This window comes from Extensimonas vulgaris, assembly GCF_003337425.1.
GTDB lineage: Bacteria > Pseudomonadota > Gammaproteobacteria > Burkholderiales > Burkholderiaceae_C > Extensimonas > Extensimonas vulgaris.
In genome coordinates this window covers 22,989-43,519 of the sequence record NZ_QPJU01000012.1, presented here as the reverse complement: position 1 = coordinate 43,519, position 20,531 = coordinate 22,989, and the positions used below count along the sequence as shown (strand labels likewise).

Genomic DNA, 20,531 nt, shown 5'->3' with positions numbered 1-20,531 from the left:
TGGCCTGCGCGCAATGTAAAAGGCGACCCAAACCCTGCCGCCTGCATCGCGAAACCACCCGCACGTGAGGGGTTCCTGCGCCGCCTCGAGACGCCGGATCAGGGGTTCCCGGTCGCAGCGATGCACGCATCGGCTGCGCGCTGCCTGCGCCATGCGCGGGAACGATGGAACGCGGCCTCGCTCCGGGCTTTTCGGGTTTGGTTTTTCAAGCTCCAAGCGAAAGGGCGCAGAGCCTCTTTTTGCCTAGGAGCCTGTCGGACTTTGGGCGTCGAAAGCGAGAATGGGCCCCGGCGAGGCCAGTTTTTGCCGGATTCGCCGCCCCATAGTGCTGCTATGGGGCAAGAAGACGGTGAAAAATGGGCCGCTGCGGCGCATTCGCAGCCGACGATTCCAAAGTCTGACAGGCTCCTAGGTGCGGCAGATGCAACCGGATCGACGGTGGTTGCGTGTGCCGATCGAGCTCTTGTCAGAAGGAGGATTTCGTTGCTTGCTTCTTTGGCTGCGAAGCCAAGGATTTTTGCAACTAATTGATTTTATTGACTTTTTGGCGGAGAGGGCGGGATTCGAACCCGCGGTGGGCTATTAACCCACACACGCTTTCCAGGCGTGCGACTTAAACCGCTCATCCACCTCTCCGGAAAGCCTGCCATTGTAGCAGTGGCAGAAACAAGCAAACAACCTAAGATTTTGCGAGCCCAAAGCAGAAATGGCCCCACGACTGACGCAAATCAGGCTCTGGCAAGGCGCTCGCCCCATGGCAAAACCCTTTGCTGCATCCTTGTTTGCGTAAGCCGTGGGGTATTTCTGTTTTGTGGTTGGCCGGCTCAAGACTGTTCCAGAAAACGCTGTGCGTCGAGCGCCGCCATGCAGCCCGTGCCGGCACTCGTGATGGCCTGACGATAAACGTGATCCTGTACATCGCCGGCGGCAAAAATGCCGGGTACGCTGGTTTGCGTGGCAAAGCCTTTGTGGCCACCTTGGGTGAGGATGTAGCCGTTTTCCATCGCGAGCTGGCCCTCGAAGATGGCAGTATTGGGCGCGTGGCCGATCGCGATGAAGCAGCCTTGCAGGGCGATTTCTTCAGTACTGCCGTTTTGCACGTTTTTGATGCGAATGCCCGTCACGCCACTGGCGTCGCCCAGCACCTCGTCGAGGGTATAAAAAAGCTTGAGCTCGATCTTGCCCGCGGCGACTTTTTCCATGAGCTTGTCCACCATGATGGGTTCGGCGCGGAATTTGTCGCGCCGGTGCACCACGGTGACTTTGCGCGCGATGTTCGAGAGGTACAGCGCTTCTTCGACGGCAGTGTTGCCGCCGCCGATCACGCATACGTCCTGGTCGCGGTAGAAAAAGCCGTCGCAGGTGGCGCAGGCCGACACGCCCTTGCCCATGAAGGCTTGCTCCGAGGGCAGCCCCAGATACTTGGCAGACGCGCCCGTGGCGATGACCAGCGCGTCGCAGGTGTAGGTGCCGCTGTCGCCCATGAGCGTGAACGGGCGCCGGCTGAAATCGACTTTGTGGATGTGGTCGAACACGATCTGCGTGCCAAAGCGCTCGGCGTGCGCCTGAAAGCGCTGCATCAGTTCTGGCCCTTGCACGCCGTTGACGTCGGCGGGCCAGTTGTCCACTTCGGTCGTGGTCATGAGCTGGCCGCCTTGGGCGATGCCGGTGATCAACAGGGGGCGCAGATTGGCGCGCGCGGCATAGATCGCCGCCGTATAGCCCGCCGGCCCCGAGCCGAGGATCAGAACTTGTGCATGTTGGGTGTTGGACATGGTGTGTGCTGAAGTGAAAAGGAGAGAGATGTCGTGCGCGCCAGTATCGGCCAAAAAGAGGGCGCGAGGTGCACTGCGAGGGCAAGATTTGCCTATCGCTGCGATTGTAAAAACCGGTGGCCGCGCTTTGCCCGGCCATGCCCAAGCCGTCGTTACCAGACGCTACCGGCGGCGCCTGGGCATAGGGTAAGCTCGTTGTCTGCTGATGGTTTGTCTATGACGTACTCGCTCAATACTTTGAATGCTTCGTCCCGCACCGGCCCGGCCCCGCGCACGGGGGCGGCTCGGTTTGGTGTCGAACTTGGTCTTTTCGTGGGCTTCGTGCTGCTGGTGTTCTGGCTGCTGGCTTTGCTGAGTTATGCACCACAAGACGCTGCCTGGTCTACGGCGGGGATGGGCAGCGATGGCGTGGTGCGCAATTGGGGCGGGCGCGTGGGCGCGTGGCTGGCCGATGGCAGCTATTTTTTGCTGGGTTTTTCGGTTTGGTGGTGCGTGTTCGCGGCGCTGCGCGCCTGGGTGGCGGCGCTCGCGCGCTGGATGCGCGGCGGTGCGCAGGCGCCCGGCGCGGCCCCGGCATGGCAGCGGCGTGCCTTGTTTTGGGGCGGGCTGGCGCTGCTGCTGGCTGCGAGCACGGCGCTCGAATGGTCACGCCTGTACCGGCTGGAGCATTGGCTGCCGGGGAGTGCCGGCGGCGTGCTCGGGGCCGTGATCGGCCCGTTGGCGATGCAGTGGTTCGGTGCCACGGGCTCGGCGCTGCTGGGCATCGTGGCCATGGTGCTCGGGGCGGCGCTGGTGCTGGATTTTTCCTGGGGCGCGGTGGCCGAGGCTCTGGGGGCGCGCATCGACGCGCTGGTGCAGTCGCGCCGCAGCTCGCGCGAGGCCGCGCAGGACAAGGCCGAGGGCCGGCGCGCTGCACGCGCACGTGAAGAGGTGGTGCGCGAAGAGCGTAGCGAAGCCGAGGGGGCACACCCGCAGCCCGTGCAGATCATCGAGCCCCAGCAGGAACAGGCGCCGCAGAGCACCCGCGCGGCGAAAGAGCGGCAAAAGCCCTTGTTCACCGAGCTGCCCGACAGCCACCTGCCGCTGGTCGACTTGCTCGATGCGCCCCTGCAGCGCCAGGAAACCGTCGCGCCCGAGACGCTGGAGATGACCAGCCGCCTGATCGAGAAAAAGCTGCGCGACTTCGGCGTCGAGGTGCAGGTAGTCGCGGCCATGCCCGGGCCCGTGATCACGCGCTACGAGATCGAGCCCGCCACGGGGGTGAAGGGCGCGCAGATCGTCGGCCTGGCCAAGGATTTGGCGCGCTCGCTGAGCCTGGTGTCGATCCGCGTGATCGAGACCATTCCGGGCAAGAACTACATGGCGCTGGAGCTGCCCAATGCCAAGCGCCAGTCGATCCGGCTCGCGGAAATTCTGGGCTCGCAGGTCTATCACGAGGCCAAGTCGCTGCTCACCATGGGGCTGGGCAAGGACATCGTGGGCAAGCCCGTAGTGGCCGATCTTGCCAAGATGCCGCATGTGCTCGTGGCCGGTACCACGGGCTCGGGCAAGTCGGTCGGGCTCAACGCCATGATTCTGTCGCTGCTCTACAAGGCCGAGGCGCGCGACGTGCGTCTGCTGCTGATCGACCCGAAGATGCTCGAAATGTCGGTGTACGAGGGCATCCCGCACCTGCTCGCGCCCGTGGTCACCGACATGAAGCAGGCCGCGCAGGGCCTCAACTGGTGCGTGGGCGAGATGGAGCGGCGCTACAAGCTCATGAGCAAGCTGGGCGTGCGCAACCTTGCGGGCTACAACGCCAAGATCGACGAGGCCAAGGCGCGCGGCGAGTCCATCGCCAACCCCTTCAGCCTCACGCCCGAGGAGCCTGAGCCATTGCAGCGCCTGCCCTACATCGTGGTGGTGATCGACGAGCTCGCCGATTTGATGATGGTGGTGGGCAAGAAGATCGAGGAGCTGATCGCGCGCCTCGCGCAAAAGGCGCGCGCCGCGGGCGTCCATTTGATTCTGGCCACACAGCGCCCCAGCGTCGATGTGATCACGGGCCTGATCAAGGCCAACATCCCCACGCGCATCGCCTTCCAGGTGAGCAGCAAGATCGACAGCCGCACCATCCTCGACCAGATGGGCGCCGAAGCGCTGCTGGGCATGGGCGACATGCTCTACATGGCCAGCGGCACGGGCCTGCCGATCCGCGTGCACGGCGCCTTCGTGAGCGACGAGGAGGTGCACCGCGTGGTCAGCTACCTCAAGAGCCAGGGCGAGCCCGACTACATCGACGGCGTGCTCGAAGGCGGCAGCGTCGAGGGCGAGGTGGATGCCTTCGGCGAAGGGGGTGAAAGCGGCGAAAAAGACCCCATGTACGATCAGGCCGTGGCCATCGTGCTCAAGGACCGCAAGGCCAGCATCTCGTACGTGCAGCGCAAGCTGCGCATAGGCTACAACCGCGCGGCGCGCTTGCTCGAGGACATGGAAAAAGCTGGTCTGGTGAGCAGCCTGACCACGAGCGGCCAGCGCGACGTGCTCGTGCCCGGGCGCGAGGAGTGATGTGTTGAAAAGAGCGATTGTTACTTTTTTGATAGCTGCCAGCGCACAAATGGCGAGCGCTAGCGGCCTAAAAAGCCTGGAAAATTTCCTGCAGAACACGCAGGCCGGCCAAGCCGAATTCACGCAGGTCGTGACCATGCCCGCGAAAGACGGACAGGCCGCGCGCAGCAAAACTTCGAGCGGCAGCTTCGCCTTCCAGCGCCCGGGGCGCTTCAAGTTCGTCTATCAAAAGCCATTCGCGCAAACCATCGTCGCCGACGGACAGACGCTATGGCTCTACGACGCAGACTTGAACCAGGTCACGCAGCGCAAGCAGGCCGACGCGCTGGGCAGCACGCCCGCGGCCTTGCTCGCGTCCGCAGCCGACCTGGCTGCGCTGCGCGCGCAGTTCACGCTCGAAGACGCGCCTGCGCAAGACGGCCTCGAATGGGTGCAGGCCACGCCCAAAACCAAGGACGGGCAACTGCAGCGCGTGCGCGTGGGTTTTGCGGGCGAACAGCTCGCGGCGCTGGACATTCTCGACAGCTTCGGCCAGCGCTCGCTGATTCGCTTCAGCCACGTGCAGAGCTTGCCCGCGCTGCCGCCGGGCACCTTCGCCTTCAAGCCGCCCGCGGGCGCCGACGTGCTGCGGCAATGAGGGTGCCGTTGCCCGCCTGGATGAGCCGATGAGCGCCCTTTCTGCCAACCCTTCCGCCAGCCCTGCCGCTGCCCCCCGCATGCACCAGCCGCTGGCCGAGCGCCTGCGCCCGCGCCGGCTCGCCGACGTGATCGGGCAGCAGCATGTGCTCGGGCCGGGCATGCCGCTGCGCCTGGCGTTCGAGTCGGGGCGGCCGCACAGCTGCATCTTCTGGGGGCCGCCGGGCGTGGGCAAGACCACCATCGCGCGGCTCATGGCCGAGGCATTCGACGCGCAGTTCATCAGCATCAGCGCGGTGCTCGGTGGCGTGAAGGACATCCGCGACGCCGTGCAGCAGGCCGAAGCGGCGCGCGCGGGCCTGCTGCCGCGCGCCACCATCGTGTTCGTCGATGAGGTGCACCGCTTCAACAAAAGCCAGCAGGACGCCTTTTTGCCGCATGTCGAAAGCGGGCTGTTCACCTTCATCGGCGCGACCACGGAAAACCCCTCGTTCGAGGTCAACTCGGCGCTGCTGTCGCGCGCCACGGTCTATGTGCTGCAGCCGCTCACGCCCGCCGATTTGAAGCAAATTCTGGCCCTAGCCCAGGCGCAGCAAGCGCTACCAGCTATCGAAGAAGAAGCAATCGAGCGTCTCGTCGCCTACGCCGACGGCGATGCACGCCGTCTGCTCAACACGGTCGAAACACTTGCCATCGCAGCCGCGCAGGAGCAGCGCGCGCAGATCACCGACGCCTGGCTCTTGCAGGTGCTGGGTCAGCAGCTGCGCCGCTACGACAAGGGCGGCGAGCAGTTCTACGACACCATCAGTGCGCTGCACAAGGCGGTGCGCGGCTCCGACCCCGACGCGGCGCTGTACTGGCTCGTGCGCATGCTCGACGGCGGCGTCGATCCGCGCTACATCGCGCGGCGCATGGTGCGCATGGCAAGCGAGGACATCGGCCTGGCCGACCCGCGCGCGCTGCGCCTCGCGCTCGACGCTGCCGAGGTCTACGAGCGCCTGGGCAGCCCCGAGGGCGAGCTGGCGCTGGCCGAATGCGTGCTCTATCTGGCCGTGGCGCCCAAGTCGAACGCGGTGTACCGCGCCTACAACGCGGCGCGCGCCTGGGTGCAAAAAGACGGCACGCGCCCTGTTCCCTTGCATTTGCGCAACGCGCCCACCAAGCTCATGAAGCAGCTCGACTACGGCAAGGACTATCGTTACGCGCACGACGAGGAGGACGCCTTCGCCGCGGGTGAGCGCTACCTGCCCGAAGGCATGCCCGAGCCGCATTTTTATGCGCCCGTCGAGCGCGGGCTCGAGATCAAGATCGCGCAAAAGCTGCGCGATCTGCGCGCGCGCAACGCGGCCGCGCGAGCGCAGGACACTTCGCAGACTGGCGAAGCGTGACAGCCCCGCTCGGGGACTGCTGACAGCGGGGAAAACCCTGTGTCATGCGGCTGTAAAAGCGTCGGCCGCTCTGACTACAATCGCACCCACCCGAAACCCGCACAGCATCGTAGTGCAGTGTTCGACGCTATCTGCGACATAAAACCGCGTCTTTTCGGCCCGGGCCGCGTTGCAAATCCTCGCGATACCACCCGGTATCGCTGCGGTTTGCGCCTTGCCCAGACCAAAAATCCATCGGTTTTATTGGTCGCATCCAGCATCAAACACTGCACTAACCTGGCGGGTTTTTTGCTACTTTTTGCGAAACCCGGCGCCTATCCCGCGCTTGGTGCAGGACCACCCCACGTTACCAACGAAGGACTCTTTATGGACATCTTGCTGCAGCAGATCATCAACGGTCTGGTTTTGGGCAGCATGTACGCCTTGATAGCCCTGGGCTACACCATGGTGTACGGCATCATCCAGCTCATCAACTTCGCCCATGGCGAGGTGCTCATGGTGGGCGCGCTCACCAGTTGGAGCTGCATCGGCTGGATGCAGCAGGCCATGCCCGGCGCGCCCGGCTGGCTCATTTTGCTGCTGGCGACGCTGATCGCCTGCACCGTGGCGGCGGCGCTCAATTTCGTGATCGAAAAAGTGGCCTACCGCCCCTTGCGCAACAGCCCGCGGCTTGCGCCGCTGATCACGGCCATCGGCATGTCCATTTTGCTGCAGACGCTGGCCATGATTATCTGGAAGCCCAACTACAAGCCCTATCCCATGCTGCTGCCCGCGCAACCGGTGGAATTCGGCGGCGCCGTGATCACCTCCATGCAAATACTGATTCTGGGCGTGACGGTGGTGGCGCTCGCGGCCATGGTGTATCTCGTGAACTACACCAGGCTGGGCCGCGCCATGCGCGCGACGGCCGAGAATCCGCGCGTGGCGGCGCTCATGGGCGTGAAGCCCGACATGGTGATTTCGGCCACCTTCATCATCGGCGCGGTGCTCGCGGCCATCGCGGGCATCATGTACGCCTCCAACTACGGTACGGCGCAGCACACCATGGGCTTTTTGCCGGGGCTCAAGGCCTTCACGGCGGCGGTGTTCGGCGGCATAGGCAACCTTGCTGGGGCCGTGGTCGGCGGCATCCTGCTTGGCCTGATCGAGGCCATCGGCTCGGGCTACATAGGCACGTTCACGGGCGGCATCCTGGGCAGCAACTACGCCGACATCTTCGCCTTCATCGTGCTCATCATCATCCTCACGCTGCGCCCCTCGGGCCTGCTGGGCGAGCGCGTGGCCGACCGCGCTTGAGAGGCATACCATGAAAAACAACAAAACCGCACAATGGATCATCGGCACCCTCGCCGTGCTGCTGCTGCCCTTCGTGCTGCAGTATTTCGGCAATGCCTGGGTGCGCATTGCCGACCTGGCGCTGCTCTATGTCATGCTGGCGCTGGGCCTGAACATCGTGGTCGGCTACGCCGGCCTGCTGGACTTGGGCTACGTGGCTTTTTATGCCGTGGGCGCCTATCTGTTCGGCTTTCTTGCCTCGCCGCAGCTCAGCGACAACTTCGCCACTTTCGCAGCGCTGTTCCCCAATGGCCTGCATTTCTCGGCCTGGTTCGTGGTGCCGCTCGCGGCGCTGGTGGCGGCGCTGTTTGGCGTGCTGCTGGGCGCGCCCACGTTGAAACTGCGCGGTGACTACCTGGCCATCGTGACGCTGGGCTTTGGCGAGATCATCCGCATCTTCCTGAACAACCTCGATCACCCCATCAACCTCACCAACGGCCCCAAGGGCGTGGGCCAGATCGATTCGATCCAGCTCTTCGGCCTGAACCTGGGTAAGCGCCTGGAGTTGTTTGGCTTCGACATCGCCTCGGTCACGCTCTACTACTACCTGTTTCTCGTGCTCGTGGTGTTCAGCGTGTTCGTGAGTTACCGCCTGCAGGATTCGCGCATAGGCCGCGCCTGGATGGCCATCCGCGAGGACGAGATCGCCGCCAAGGCCATGGGTATCAATACGCGCAACATGAAGCTGCTGGCTTTTGGCATGGGCGCGTCGTTCGGGGGCGTGGCGGGTGTGATGTTCGCGGGCTTTCAGGGCTTCGTTTCGCCCGAGTCGTTCAGCCTGATGGAGTCGGTGATGATCGTCGCCATGGTGGTGCTCGGCGGCATCGGACACATCCCGGGCGTGGTACTGGGCGCCGTGCTGCTGTCGGCTCTGCCAGAGGTGTTGCGCTACGTGGCGGGGCCGCTGCAAGGCATGACCGACGGACGCCTGGATTCGGCGATCTTGCGCCAGCTGCTCATCGCGCTGGCCATGATCATCGTCATGCTGCTGCGTCCGCGCGGCCTGTGGCCCGCGCCCGAGCATGGCAAGAGCCTGTTGCACAAAACCTGATTCAGCACCCCGATCGCACAAGAGAATCTCCCTATGACGGAACCAACATCGAACGACGTGGTGCTGAAAGTCACGGGCGTATCCAAGCGCTTTGGCGGCTTGCAGGCGCTCTCGGACGTGGGCATCACCATTTACCGTGGCCAGGTGTATGGCCTGATCGGCCCCAACGGCGCCGGCAAGACCACGTTCTTCAACGTGATCACCGGGCTCTACACCCCCGACAGCGGCAGCTTCGAGCTCGCTGGCAAGCCCTACGAACCCACGGCAGTGCACGAGGTCGCCAAGGCCGGTATCGCGCGCACCTTTCAAAACATCCGCCTCTTTGCCGACATGACCGCGCTCGAAAACGTCATGGTCGGGCGCCACGTGCGCACGCGCTCGGGACTGCTCGGCGCAGTGCTGCGCACCAAGCGCTTCAAGGAAGAAGAGGCCGCGATCGCGCGGCGCGCGCAGGAATTGCTCGACTACGTGGGCATAGGGCAGCTCGCCAGCTTCAAGGCGCGCACGCTGAGCTACGGCGACCAGCGGCGCCTGGAGATCGCGCGCGCACTTGCCACCGATCCACAGCTCATCGCGCTCGACGAGCCCGCCGCGGGCATGAATGCGACCGAAAAGCTGCAACTGCGCGCACTCATAGACCGCATTCGCAAGGACAACCGCACGATCTTGCTGATCGAGCACGACGTGAAGCTCGTGATGGGCCTGTGCGACCGCGTCACGGTGCTCGACTATGGCAAGCAGATCGCCGAAGGCACGCCCGACACGGTGCAAAAGGATGAAAAAGTGATAGCCGCCTATTTGGGCACCGGAGGACATTGAGCATGGCCCAACCATCGAACGAAATCCTGTTGCAAGTGCAAGGGCTGAAAGTCGCCTACGGCGGCATCGAAGCCGTCAAGGGCGTGGACCTGGAAGTGCGTGCGGGCGAGCTGGTGACGCTGATCGGCTCCAACGGCGCGGGCAAGACCACCACCATGAAGGCCGTCACGGGAACCCTGCCTTTCGACGGTGAAATCCGCTATCTTGGTGAGAGCATCCGCGGCAAGGGTGCCTGGGACTTGGTGCACAAAGGCCTGGTCATGGTGCCGGAAGGGCGCGGCGTGTTCGCGCGCATGACCATCGTCGAAAACCTGCAGATGGGCGCCTACACACGCAAGGACAAGGCTGGCATCAAGGCTGACATCGAGCGCATGTTCGGCATCTTTCCGCGCCTGCGCGAGCGCAAGGATCAGCTCGCGGGAACGATGTCGGGCGGCGAGCAGCAGATGCTCGCAATGGCGCGCGCGCTCATGAGCCAGCCCAAACTGCTGCTGCTCGACGAGCCCTCGATGGGCCTGTCGCCCATCATGGTGGACAAGATTTTCGAAGTCGTGCGCGACGTGTATGCGCTCGGCGTGACGATCTTGCTCGTCGAACAAAACGCGAGCCGCGCACTCGCGCTGGCCGATCGCGGTTACGTCATGGACTCGGGACTCATCACCATGAGCGGCCCGGGGCAGGAGCTGCTCAACGACGCGCGAGTGCGCGCGGCGTATCTAGGCCAGTGATGCATTGCCAGTGATGCATTTCTTGCAGTCTCTGCCCGTTCCCTTGCAAACCGTTCTGTTGCTCGTAGCGAGCAATGTCTTCATGACCTTTGCATGGTACGGGCACCTCAAGAACCTTGCGTCTGCACCTTGGTACGTGGCAGCACTCGTGAGCTGGGGCATCGCCTTGTTCGAGTACCTGCTGCAGGTGCCGGCGAACCGCATCGGCTTCACGCGCTTCGACGTGGGCCAGCTCAAGATCTTGCAAGAGGTCATCACGCTCACGGTGTTCATGCCGTTTGCGGTGTTCTACCTCGGCCAGCCGTTGCGCTGGGACTACCTGTGGGCGGCGCTTTGCATGGTCGGTGCGGTGTATTTCGTTTTTCGCGGCGCTTGACGCCGACGGCGGGGCTCCAGGAGCCTGTCGAACTTTGGAATCGTCGGCTGCGAATGCGCCGCAGCGGCCCATTTTTTACCGGCTTCTTGCTCCATAGTTATCCCACTATGGGGCTGCGAATCCGGCAAAAACTGGCCTCGCCGGGGCACCTTCTCGCTATCGACGCCCAAAGTCCGACAGGCTCCTGGCAGCCCGATTTTTCCGAGCCAGCTGCGCGGTTAAACTCGCGCGTCACGAAAACGTCACAAACTTTCACCTTCGCCAGCCCGGCTTGGGCTCGCGAAATCTACGCATCCCCACAGGAGTCCCGCCCATGCTGTTTGGCAAGCTGTTGCCACGCGAAGGCAATTTTTTTCAGATGTTCGACCAACATGCCGAGCGCATCGTCGAGGCCGCGCACGCCTTCGCCCAGTTGGTCGCACATTACAACGACCTGCACCTGCGTGAAAAATACAACCAGGATGTCGATAACGCCGAGCGCGCTGCGGATCGCGTGACGCACGAGGTCAACAAAAGCATCCACAAGACCTTCATCACGCCCATAGACCGCGAGCAGATCCACTCGCTCATCAACACCATGGACGACGTGGCCGACCTGATCCAGGACTCGGCCGAGACCATGGCACTTTATGACGTGCACCACATGACGGTCGAGATTTCGCGCCTTACCGATTTGAGCGTCAAGTGCTGCGAGCGCCTGCGCGACGCCGTGCACCTGCTCGAAAAAATCGCCGAGCCCGCCGTGGCCGAGGCCGCACTCAAGACCTGCGAAGAAATCGACCGCCTCGAAAGCGACGCCGACCGCGTGATGCGCGCCGCCATGAGCAAACTGTTCCGTGAGGAGCCCGACGTGCGCGAGGTGATCAAGCTCAAGGCCATCTACGAGCTGCTCGAAACCATCACCGACAAGTGCGAAGACGTGGCCAACATCATCGAGGGCATCGTCCTCGAAAACTCCTGAGCAGGGCAGGGAGCCAAGGCGCATGCAAACCGTCTCTACGGCCCTTTGGGTGGTGGTGCTGCTGGTCGCGCTCGCGATCCTGTTCGATTTCATGAACGGGTTTCACGACGCCGCCAATTCGATCGCCACGGTCGTGTCCACCGGCGTGCTCAAGCCCGCGCAGGCGGTGCTGTTCGCGGCGTTTTTCAACGTGGTGGCGGTGTTCGTGTTCCACCTGAGCGTGGCCGCCACGATTGGCAAGGGCATCGTGCAGCCCGGGGTGGTCGATACCCACGTGGTGTTCGGCGCCCTCGTGGGGGCGATCGCGTGGAACGTCGTCACCTGGCTGTACGGCATCCCGAGCAGTTCCTCGCACGCGCTCATCGGCGGCATCGTCGGCGCGGTGATCGCCAAGACCGGCGCGGGCGCGTTGATCGGGGCGGGCATCCTCAAGACGGTGCTGTTCATCTTCGTCTCGCCGCTGCTGGGCTTTTTGCTCGGCTCGCTCATGATGGTGCTGGTCGCCTGGGTTTTCCGCCGCATGCGCCCGAGCCGCATCGATCACTGGTTTCGGCGCCTGCAGCTGCTGTCGGCGGGGGCCTACAGCCTCGGGCACGGCGGCAACGACGCGCAAAAAACCATGGGCATGATCTGGCTGCTGTTGATATCCACGGGCTATGCTTCTGCCGGCGATGCGGCGCCGCCTACCTGGGTGATCGTGAGTTGTTACCTGGCCATAGGTCTGGGCACCATGTTCGGTGGCTGGCGTATCGTCAAGACCATGGGTCAGCGCATCACCAAACTCAAGCCCGTGGGTGGCTTTTGTGCAGAGACGGGCGGGGCGTTGACGCTGTTTCTGGCTACCGCGCTCGGTATTCCGGTTTCGACCACGCACACCATCACGGGTGCCATCGTCGGCGTGGGCTCGACGCAACGCGCGAGCGCGGTGCGCTGGGGCGTGGCAGGCAACATCATCTGGGCGTGGATATTGACCATCCCGGCGAGCGCCTTCGTCGCAGCGATCGCATACTGGCTGAGTTTGCAGCTTTATTGATTGCTATTTTGTTGGTAGCTGATAGCGCTTGATGGATGAGCACTACAGCCACTTTTCATTGGTATTTCCGAGCTCACTGCGAAATGCGGCGCGCCTCTTCGATCTGGTACTCGAAATAACGCTGAAAGCTGAACGCGATGCTCGCCATGAGCACCGCCGTGCCCACCATCAGCGCGCCCGCAATCGCGAAGATCGTGAACCAGTTGGTGCGTCCCGGCGCAGCGTCGGGCGCGGCCTGGGGGTTGAAGCGCGCATTCCACTTTTCGGGCGTCATGAGTCCGTACAGGATGGCGCGCAGCGCGCAGCCCGCGATCGTGAAGCCCAGCAGCGGGATCAGCAGCCAGCTCAGCACGTCGTCCTGCCCCAGCTGCTGTACGCGCTCTATGCCATAGAGCCCGAGCGCCGTGGGAATGGGCAGCAGCCAGCCGAGCCAGTCGCCCAGGCCGTGCAGGTAAAAGCGGTGCAGCCCCAGCGGCCCGCCCACGAAGGCGAGCCAGGCGGCAAGGGTTTTGTTCTTGGTTTTGGGTGCTTGTGTGGTCATGGTGCGCGATTATTCCGGCGAACTGCGGTCGCCATCGCCCAGGGGCTTTTCCATGAGCACGATGTCGCGCCAGGCGCCAAACTTCCAGCCGGCCGAGCGCACGATCCCGACGTCGGTGAAGCCCAGCGCCCGGTGCACGCCAATCGAGCCCGCATTGGCCGAGTCGCCGATCACCGCGAGCAGCTTGCGCACGCCGCGGGCTTCGCATTGCGCCACCAGCGCCGCGAGCAGTGCGCGCCCCAGCCCTTGGCCGCGTGCCGCGTCTGCAAGGTAGATCGAGTCCTCGCAGCAATAGCGGTAAGCCGGGCGCGGTTTGAACCAGTTGGCGTAGGCAAAACCCAGGATTTGCCCCTCTTTTTCCGCGACCAGCCAGGGCAGCCCGCGGGCTTGTACCTCGGCGTGGCGCCGCAGCATTTCGCAGGCGTCGGGCGGATCGATTTCGAAGGTGCCCGTGCCGTGCAGCACATGGTGGGCATAAATGGCCGTAACAGCGGCCATGTCGTCGGGAAAGCAGGCGCGAATGGAATGCATGGAATGCCAGGGTTGGGGAAAAGAAGGGTTGCAAAATTGTGTGTATCGCTCGATATAATCAAAGGTTTTGCAGCGTGTGGCTGGCCGGGTGGTCATGCCGCGTGTCTCAACGCTGCGCAATCGCTGCTTTCGGCCGCTGTGGTCTATGGCAGCATATACCGAGGCTTGCCGCACATGGACTGTTGCCCTTGCGCGAGCTTTTGTACCCGAGGATAAATCAACATGGTCGTCATTCGACTCTCCCGCGGCGGCTCCAAGGGCCGTCCGTTCTTCAACATCATCGTCGCCGACAAGCGCGTGCGCCGTGACGGTCGCTTCATCGAGCGCCTGGGTTTCTACAACCCCGTAGCCAAGGATGGCGAAGAAGGTCTGCGCATCGCCCAGGACCGTCTGGCGTACTGGAAGAGCGTGGGCGCGCAGGCGTCGCCCACAGTCGAGCGCCTGATCAAGCAAGCGGCCAAGCAGCAGGCTGCTTGAAGGTCGTTCGACTTCTGCACATGCAACGGGTTTCGTCGGCAGGCGCTGACGGGCCCGTTTTTTCTTTTTCCTGGGGTTTCGCTCCTCATGTCCGCCGCCTTGTCGCTCGATCTGGTTGACTTGCCCGCCGACGCCGTGGAAGTCGGTCGTATCGCGGACGCTTGGGGCGTGAAGGGCTGGTTCAAGGTGCTGCCCTACAGCGCCATGCCAGAAGCCTTGTTTTCGTCCAAACGCTGGTACCTGCAACCCGCAGAGCGCGGCGTGCGCGGGTTCGAGGGCACGCGCCTGTTACGCATTCGCGAGGCCAAGGAGCACGCGGACACCATCGTTGCCTGGGCGCAGGACATCCCCGATCGCGACGCGGCCCAAGCCCTGCGCGGCGCGCGCATCTTCGTGCCGCGCTCGAGCTTCCCGAGCACCGGCGCCGACGAATACTACTGGGTCGATCTGCTCGGCCTGGCCGTGGTCAACCGTGAAGGCGTGGGGCTGGGCGAAGTGCGCGAACTGCTCTCCACAGGCCCTCAAACCGTGCTCGTGCTGAGCTACCAGCAAGAGGGCAAAGCGCACGAGCGCATGATCCCTTTCGTTGCGGCCTACGTCGATCGGGTCGATCTTGCTGCGCGGCGCATCTTCGTCGATTGGCAGCCCGATTATTGAAAAGCATCGGGCAGCGTTGCCAGAGTGCCCTATGCGCTTCGACATCATCACCCTGTTCCCCGAACTGTTCGCGCCTTTTTTGGCCAGCGGCGTGACGCGCCGCGCCTACGCGAGTGGCCAGGTGCAGGTGCAGCTATGGAACCCGCGCGACTACGCCGAGGGCATGTACCGGCGCGTCGACGACAGGCCCTTCGGCGGCGGGCCGGGTATGGTGATGCTGGCCGAGCCGCTCGCGCGCTGCCTAGCCGCGATCCGCGCGGCGCGCCATGAAGAGGAAGGCGCACGGGCGCCCGTTGTGCTGTTTTCACCCATAGGCAAGCCATTGAACCAGGCGCAGGTCGAGCACTGGGCGGCCAGCAGTGGCGCCATCCTGTTGTGCGGCCGCTACGAGGGCATAGACCAGCGCTTCATCGACGCGCACGTCGATGTGCAGATCAGCCTGGGCGACTTCGTGCTCTCGGGGGGCGAGATCGCCGCCATGGCGCTGCTCGACGCCGTGGCGCGTCTGCAGCCCGGCGTGCTGCACGATGCGCAAAGCCATGAATGCGACAGCTTCAGCCAGGCGCTCGACGGGCTGCTCGACTGCCCGCACTACACCCGTCCCGAAGCATGGGCCGGCCGCACCGTGCCCGCCGTGCTGCTGTCGGGCCACCATGCCGAGATCGAGCGCTGGCGGCGCACCCAGCGCCTGAGCCTCACGGCCAGACACCGCCCCGACCTGATCGCTGCAGCGCGCGCAGCCGGACGCCTGAGTGCCGCGGACGAGGCCGTTCTGGCAAAAAATCAGCAAGAAAACGCAGCTGACTTGCTATAATGATGGGCTTTTCGATCCTCTGTCCGGCCGTTTTGCGAGCAGGAATTTTGCGGCAATGCTGCGGCAAAATGATCTGATTCCTCTTGCAAAACTTTGAAACGTCAATCCCGACACAGCCGCTTGTGGCGCGGACATGATCCTTGGGTGGCACACATGAACCTGATCCAAATCCTCGAAGCGGAAGAAATCGCCCGCCTCAACAAAAACATCCCCGAGTTCGGCCCCGGCGACACCGTGGTCGTGAACGTCAACGTGGTCGAAGGCACGCGCAAGCGCGTGCAGGCCTACGAAGGCGTGGTCATCGCCAAGCGCAACCGCGGGCTCAACAGCGGCTTCACGGTGCGCAAAATCTCCAGCGGCGAAGGTGTGGAGCGCACCTTCCAGACCTACAGCCCGCTGATCGCGAGCATCGAAGTCAAGCGCCGCGGCGACGTGCGCCGTGCCAAGCTCTACTACCTGCGCGAGCGCAGCGGCAAGTCGGCCCGCATCAAGGAAAAGTTGCCCGCGCGCAAAGCCACGGCCAACGCTGCAGCCGCTGTATAAGCCGCAGGCGCGATTGCAAACAAGCCGCTACAGTGGGTGCTGTAGCGGCTTTTTGTTTGTGCCGCGGCTCATTGACTCTTTGACGTGACTTCTTCCGACTCATCTCCTTCCACCGCGCGCGCGCCTTCCTTGACCCAGCCCGGTTTTGATCCGCGCCAGGTTCCCATTGCCGGTATCGACGCCCACCTGCCTGCCGTGCCCGCGCAGCTGCAGACGCCCGAGGCGCTGCGTGCGCGCTTTGCCAAACCGCCGCAATGGACACCCGAGGTGGCGCAGGAGCCGGTGTTCACCAACCGGCCGCTGGCGCAGGCCGCGGTGCTGCTGCCCATCGTCTTGCGCGAGGAACCCACGGTGTTGCTCACGCAACGCACGCCGCACCTGTCTTCGCATTCGGGACAGGTGGCTTTTCCGGGCGGGCGCGTCGATCCCGAAGATGCCTCGCTCGTGCACACCGCCCTGCGCGAGGCGCAGGAAGAGGTGGGGCTGCCGCCCGACATCGTCGAAGTGCTGGGTTTGCTGCCGACCTATGTCACGGGTTCGGCCTTTGCCGTCTCGCCCGTGGTGGGGTTGGTGCAGCCACCTCGCCAGCTGCAGCCCAACCCGCACGAGGTGGCCGAAGTTTTCGAGGTGCCCCTGGCATTTTTGTTGAATCCGGCGCACCACAGGCGCCATGTGTACGAATTGGGCGGAATCCGGCGTGAATGGTTCTCCATGCCCTATGAATATGGAAGCAAAAGCTATTACATTTGGGGCGCCACGGCGGGCATGCTGCGCAATTTTTACCGCTTTCTGATGGCCTGAAACACGGCCTGCGCTGGACATGCGCCGGACGCTCATCCGACCTCAGTATGATTCCGGCCCATGAGCTTTTTCGCCATTTTGCTGGCCTTGCTGATCGAGCAGGCGCGCCCGCTGGCCCGCAACAACCCCATCCATGCCGCGCTGCGCGCCTGGGTCTTGGCCGTGGGCCGCAATTTCGACGCCGGCAAAGCCCATCATGGCTGGGTGGTGTGGAGCCTTACGGTATTGCCGCCTGCATTGCTGGCGCTGCTCGTGCACTGGCTGCTGCTCAAGTGGGTGGGCTGGCCCGTGGCGGTGCTGTGGAACGTGGCCGTGCTCTACGTCACGCTGGGGTTTCGCCAGTTCAGCCACCATTTCACGCGCATTCGTGACGCTCTGGAGGAAGGCGACGAAGACATGGCGCGCGCACGTCTGGCGCAGTGGCAGCAGGTCGATGTCGGTGATTTGCCGCGCAGCGAAATCGTGCGCCACGTGATCGAATACTCCGTGCTGGCCGCGCACCGCCACGTGTTTGGCGTGCTCGCCTGTTATTCCATCCTGGCGGCTCTCGGTCTCGGGCCTGCGGGGGCCGTGCTCTACCGCATGGCCGAATTCGTGGCACGTTTTTGGTGCCACAAAGGGGTGCGCCTCATTCAGCCGGCCAGTGAAGCGCTGCAACGCGCGGCGATGCAGGCATGGGCGTTCATCGATTGGCTGCCGGCGCGCTTGACGGCGCTCAGTTTCGCCGTGGTGGGTGACTTCGAGCAGGCCATTGAGGGCTGGCGTTTTTACGCGCAGCGTTTCCCGAACGACAACGACGGCGTGATCCTGGCAGCCACGGCAGGGGCGATCGACGTGCGGCTGGGTGGCGCTGCGCTCAAGTCCCGCGCCGAAGCGCCGTCGCTGGAGGACTTCGAAGTCGATGTTGAACGAGGAGACAGCGATAGCACGCCGGGTCGTGAGGCTGAACTTGGCCATTTGCGCAGCGTGGTCGGGCTGGTCTGGCGCTCGGTGGTCGTCTGGCTGCTGCTGCTGGCTTTGCTGACTTTGGCGCGTTTGCTCGGCTGATGGCACACAAAGTTACGTCTTTTATGCGCCATGGGGCTTCTGTGCGTACCTGATTTGCTACAAACGGCGGCCATCACTTTTCGGGAGGAATATCGTGAAGCTTGGATTTTTGGGGGACCGTGTATGGGCGGGCGCTTTGGCTTTGGCGGCGCTGACAATGGCCCATGGTGCCCACGCACAGACGTATATCAACGCGACCGTCGGCGGCGAGCTGTCACCGGGTGTCTATGGCCGCATCGATATCGGCAACGGGCCGCCGCCTGCGCTGATCTATCCGCAGCCAGTGATTGTCGAGCGGCCAGCTGTCATGGTGCCGCGCTCGCCCATCTACCTCTACGTGCCTCCAGGCCACGTGAAGAATTGGAGTCGTTATTGTCATCGCTACAACGCGTGCAACCAACCCGTGTATTTCGTGAAGGAGCCGCCGCGTCGACCTGCCCCCGCATACGGCCCGCCACCTCCTCCTGCTCATCGCCATGAGGGCCATGGGCCGCGTGGGAATCCGCATGAGGGGGGATGGCGGGATGATCGCGGAGGCAATCACGGTCGTGGCCATGGCCGCGACCGTGATTGATGCGCAAGCTGCTCGGCCTCATTCGATGCGATCGCGCAGTGCGCGTACCTCGGTGCGCAGCATGCGTACATCCTCGCGCAGCCGTATGAGTTCCAGCATCAAGTCGTTTTCCAGCTGGTTTTCTTCGACCTCCACATCTTTCTCGACAAAGATCGCTGCGAGCGAGGCGGTGGCGATCGACAACACAGCCAAACCGAGCAGCACGACGATGACAGCGAACATCCGCGAAAAATGGGTGCTCGGCACCAAGTCGCCATAACCCACGGTGGCCGCCGTGGTGAAGGCCAGCCACAAACCGTCGGAAAAGGTTTCGATCTGGGGGTCGAGCGCCCAAAAGCCGACGCCACCCAAGCCCAGGATCAGTGAACACAAAATCAGCGAATAGAGCACGCCCTGCCGGGCCAGGTGGATTCGTTTGGATGGGGTTGGTCGTTTCATGTTCGGGCTTGGACGCGCATGCAGGATGCCAGCGCCATTATCAATCTGGACTTACGCAAACAAGGATGCCGTAGAGTGTTTTGCCATGGGGCGAGCGCCTTGCCTCACCCCGATTTGCGTGAGTCGTGTCAATGTCGCAGCCGTTGCCGCGCTAAGCGACAATAGCCACGCCACATGCGCGCTGGACTTGCGTCAACAAGGATGCCGCGAGGCGTGTGGCCATGGCGCGAACGCCTTGCCGAATCCCGAGTAAGTCGAGTCACTATGTTTTTGGAACTTCAACGATGAAACGTTTCTGGCTGTTGTTTGCCCAAACCGTGACGGTAGGCGTCGCGCTGTATTTCGTGGTCGCCACTTTGCAGCCAGACTGGGTGCGGCAATCTCCCTGGTACCCCAGAGCCGGCGTGGCGTTGTTCGAGGCGCCAGCTACTAGCGGTTCTGTGGTTCCGCCCGGGAGTTTTCGTGTCGCGGTGCACAAGGCGCTGCCGGCCGTGGTGAGCATCACCACGAGCAAAGAGGTGCGCATTCCGCGCATCAATGATCCCTGGTTCCGGTTTTTCTTTGGTGATGTTCCGAACCAAACGCAAATCGGTTTGGGCAGCGGCGTCATCGTCAGTCCGACGGGCTACATCCTCACCAATAACCACGTCGTCGAAGGCGCGGACGAAATCGACGTCTCGCTCATGGACGGGCGCCGCAGCCGCGCGCGCGTCGTGGGGACGGACCCCGACACCGACCTTGCCGTACTCAAGATCGATCTCGAAAAACTTCCTGTGATCATCTTGGGCAACTCCGACAGCCTGGACGTGGGAGATCAAGTGCTGGCCATAGGCAACCCTTTTGGCGTCGGCCAGACCGTCACCGGCGGTATCGTGAGCGCCTTGGGGCGTAGCCAGCTCGGCATCAATACGTTCGAGAACTTCATCCAGACCGACGCTGCAATCAACCCGGGCAATTCGGGTGGAGCGCTGATCGACGTGCAGGGTAACCTCGTGGGCATCAACACGGCCATTTATTCGCGCTCTGGCGGCAGCATGGGCATTGGCTTTGCCATTCCGGTGGCGACCGCAAAGCAAGTGTTGGAGGGCATCATCAAAGATGGCCAGGTAACGCGTGGCTGGATCGGTGTGGAGCCCAATGAGCTTTCGCCAGAACTGGCCCAGACTTTTGGCGTCAAGGCCGACCGCGGCGTGCTCATCACCGGGGTGTTGCAAGGCGGGCCGGCAGCGCGTGCAGGTCTGCGGCCAGGGGATGTGATTTTGCAAATCGACGGCAAGCCGGTGGCCAATGTCTCAGAATTGCTCACCACGGTTGCAGCGCTCAAACCGGGCACGCCCAGCACTTTCACGCTGCAGCGCGGTGATGCTACGCTGGAGCTCAAGGTCGTTCCGGCCGTGCGCCCGCGCATCCCCCGCGTGGCCCAGTAGTTGCCCTGGCTGGGCCGTAGTACGCGCCCGGA

22 protein-coding genes and 1 tRNA gene are annotated in these 20,531 nt (G+C 63.5%); 18 read left to right on the top strand and 5 right to left on the bottom strand.

The window, feature by feature from the left end; all coding sequences use genetic code 11:
• The first annotated feature begins 333 nt into the window (after positions 1-333).
• Positions 334-531, top strand: a complete 198-nt coding sequence (locus DFR45_RS14400; RefSeq protein ID WP_144686970.1) for a hypothetical protein — start codon at positions 334-336, stop codon at positions 529-531.
• 14 nt (positions 532-545) lie between these two features.
• Here the strand turns inward: DFR45_RS14400 and DFR45_RS13110 are convergent.
• Together DFR45_RS13110 and trxB are read right to left on the bottom strand one after the other, a co-directional pair.
• Positions 546-636, bottom strand: a tRNA-Ser gene (locus DFR45_RS13110).
• Positions 637-824: 188 nt separating this feature from the next.
• On the bottom strand, positions 825-1,775 hold the full coding sequence (gene trxB / locus DFR45_RS13105; RefSeq protein ID WP_114484198.1) for a thioredoxin-disulfide reductase: 951 nt from the start codon (positions 1,773-1,775) through the stop codon (positions 825-827).
• A 216-nt stretch (positions 1,776-1,991) separates the two neighbouring features.
• Here trxB and DFR45_RS13100 point away from each other — a divergent pair, with 216 nt between their 5' ends.
• The 10 genes from DFR45_RS13100 (at position 1,992) to DFR45_RS13050 (ending at position 12,649) form a co-directional block, all read left to right on the top strand.
• On the top strand, positions 1,992-4,322 hold the full coding sequence (locus tag DFR45_RS13100; RefSeq protein WP_114484197.1) for a DNA translocase FtsK: 2,331 nt from the start codon (positions 1,992-1,994) through the stop codon (positions 4,320-4,322).
• Positions 4,323-4,326: 4 nt separating this feature from the next.
• Entirely contained in the window at positions 4,327-4,959 is a 633-nt protein-coding gene (gene lolA / locus DFR45_RS13095) for an outer membrane lipoprotein periplasmic chaperone LolA (RefSeq protein WP_114484196.1), read from the top strand.
• A 28-nt stretch (positions 4,960-4,987) separates the two neighbouring features.
• Complete coding sequence (locus DFR45_RS13090; RefSeq protein WP_114484195.1) at positions 4,988-6,346, top strand: replication-associated recombination protein A; 1,359 nt, start codon at positions 4,988-4,990, stop codon at positions 6,344-6,346.
• 366 nt (positions 6,347-6,712) lie between these two features.
• On the top strand, positions 6,713-7,642 hold the full coding sequence (locus DFR45_RS13080) for a branched-chain amino acid ABC transporter permease (protein ID WP_114484193.1): 930 nt from the start codon (positions 6,713-6,715) through the stop codon (positions 7,640-7,642).
• A 10-nt stretch (positions 7,643-7,652) separates the two neighbouring features.
• Positions 7,653-8,732, top strand: a complete 1,080-nt coding sequence (locus tag DFR45_RS13075) for an ABC transporter permease subunit (RefSeq protein WP_114484192.1) — start codon at positions 7,653-7,655, stop codon at positions 8,730-8,732.
• 33 nt (positions 8,733-8,765) lie between these two features.
• Positions 8,766-9,551 carry an ABC transporter ATP-binding protein gene (locus DFR45_RS13070; protein WP_114484191.1) on the top strand — a complete coding sequence of 262 codons (786 nt, stop codon included), beginning with the start codon at positions 8,766-8,768 and terminating at the stop codon, positions 9,549-9,551.
• Positions 9,552-9,553: 2 nt separating this feature from the next.
• Positions 9,554-10,279 carry an ABC transporter ATP-binding protein gene (locus DFR45_RS13065; protein WP_114484190.1) on the top strand — a complete coding sequence of 242 codons (726 nt, stop codon included), beginning with the start codon at positions 9,554-9,556 and terminating at the stop codon, positions 10,277-10,279.
• Between the two features lie 13 nt (positions 10,280-10,292).
• A complete protein-coding gene (locus DFR45_RS13060) occupies positions 10,293-10,655 on the top strand; it encodes a DMT family protein (protein ID WP_114484189.1) in 363 nt (120 codons plus the stop codon).
• A gap of 313 nt (positions 10,656-10,968) precedes the next feature.
• Complete coding sequence (locus tag DFR45_RS13055) at positions 10,969-11,616, top strand: DUF47 domain-containing protein (protein WP_114484188.1); 648 nt, start codon at positions 10,969-10,971, stop codon at positions 11,614-11,616.
• A 22-nt stretch (positions 11,617-11,638) separates the two neighbouring features.
• Positions 11,639-12,649 carry an inorganic phosphate transporter gene (locus tag DFR45_RS13050; RefSeq protein ID WP_114484187.1) on the top strand — a complete coding sequence of 337 codons (1,011 nt, stop codon included), beginning with the start codon at positions 11,639-11,641 and terminating at the stop codon, positions 12,647-12,649.
• Positions 12,650-12,722: 73 nt separating this feature from the next.
• Here the strand turns inward: DFR45_RS13050 and DFR45_RS13045 are convergent, their stop codons facing one another.
• The gene (locus tag DFR45_RS13045; protein ID WP_114484186.1) at positions 12,723-13,190 is read right to left on the bottom strand and encodes an NINE protein; all 468 of its coding nucleotides are present in this window, start codon (positions 13,188-13,190) and stop codon (positions 12,723-12,725) included.
• Positions 13,191-13,199: 9 nt separating this feature from the next.
• Positions 13,200-13,721 (bottom strand): GNAT family N-acetyltransferase, encoded by a 522-nt coding sequence (locus tag DFR45_RS13040; protein ID WP_114484185.1) that lies wholly within the window; start codon positions 13,719-13,721, stop codon positions 13,200-13,202.
• A gap of 222 nt (positions 13,722-13,943) precedes the next feature.
• Here DFR45_RS13040 and rpsP point away from each other — a divergent pair, with 222 nt between their 5' ends.
• From rpsP to DFR45_RS13010, 6 genes are all read left to right on the top strand, one after another.
• Positions 13,944-14,198 carry a 30S ribosomal protein S16 gene (gene rpsP / locus DFR45_RS13035; protein WP_114484184.1) on the top strand — a complete coding sequence of 85 codons (255 nt, stop codon included), beginning with the start codon at positions 13,944-13,946 and terminating at the stop codon, positions 14,196-14,198.
• An 87-nt stretch (positions 14,199-14,285) separates the two neighbouring features.
• Positions 14,286-14,855 carry a ribosome maturation factor RimM gene (gene rimM / locus DFR45_RS13030; RefSeq protein ID WP_114484183.1) on the top strand — a complete coding sequence of 190 codons (570 nt, stop codon included), beginning with the start codon at positions 14,286-14,288 and terminating at the stop codon, positions 14,853-14,855.
• 31 nt (positions 14,856-14,886) lie between these two features.
• The gene (trmD, locus tag DFR45_RS13025; RefSeq protein WP_114484182.1) at positions 14,887-15,669 is read left to right on the top strand and encodes a tRNA (guanosine(37)-N1)-methyltransferase TrmD; all 783 of its coding nucleotides are present in this window, start codon (positions 14,887-14,889) and stop codon (positions 15,667-15,669) included.
• 153 nt (positions 15,670-15,822) lie between these two features.
• Positions 15,823-16,212: a 50S ribosomal protein L19 gene (gene rplS, locus DFR45_RS13020; RefSeq protein ID WP_114484181.1), complete on the top strand. Its 390-nt coding sequence runs from the start codon at positions 15,823-15,825 to the stop codon at positions 16,210-16,212.
• Between the two features lie 84 nt (positions 16,213-16,296).
• Positions 16,297-17,013, top strand: a complete 717-nt coding sequence (locus DFR45_RS13015) for a CoA pyrophosphatase (protein ID WP_114484180.1) — start codon at positions 16,297-16,299, stop codon at positions 17,011-17,013.
• A 60-nt stretch (positions 17,014-17,073) separates the two neighbouring features.
• Positions 17,074-18,060, top strand: a complete 987-nt coding sequence (locus DFR45_RS13010) for a CobD/CbiB family protein (protein ID WP_114484179.1) — start codon at positions 17,074-17,076, stop codon at positions 18,058-18,060.
• Between the two features lie 592 nt (positions 18,061-18,652).
• Here the strand turns inward: DFR45_RS13010 and DFR45_RS13000 are convergent.
• On the bottom strand, positions 18,653-19,024 hold the full coding sequence (locus DFR45_RS13000; RefSeq protein ID WP_241659460.1) for a potassium channel family protein: 372 nt from the start codon (positions 19,022-19,024) through the stop codon (positions 18,653-18,655).
• A gap of 332 nt (positions 19,025-19,356) precedes the next feature.
• Between DFR45_RS13000 and DFR45_RS12995 the strand changes: the two genes are divergently transcribed.
• Entirely contained in the window at positions 19,357-20,499 is a 1,143-nt protein-coding gene (locus tag DFR45_RS12995; RefSeq protein WP_114484176.1) for a S1C family serine protease, read from the top strand.
• Positions 20,500-20,531 lie beyond the last annotated feature (32 nt).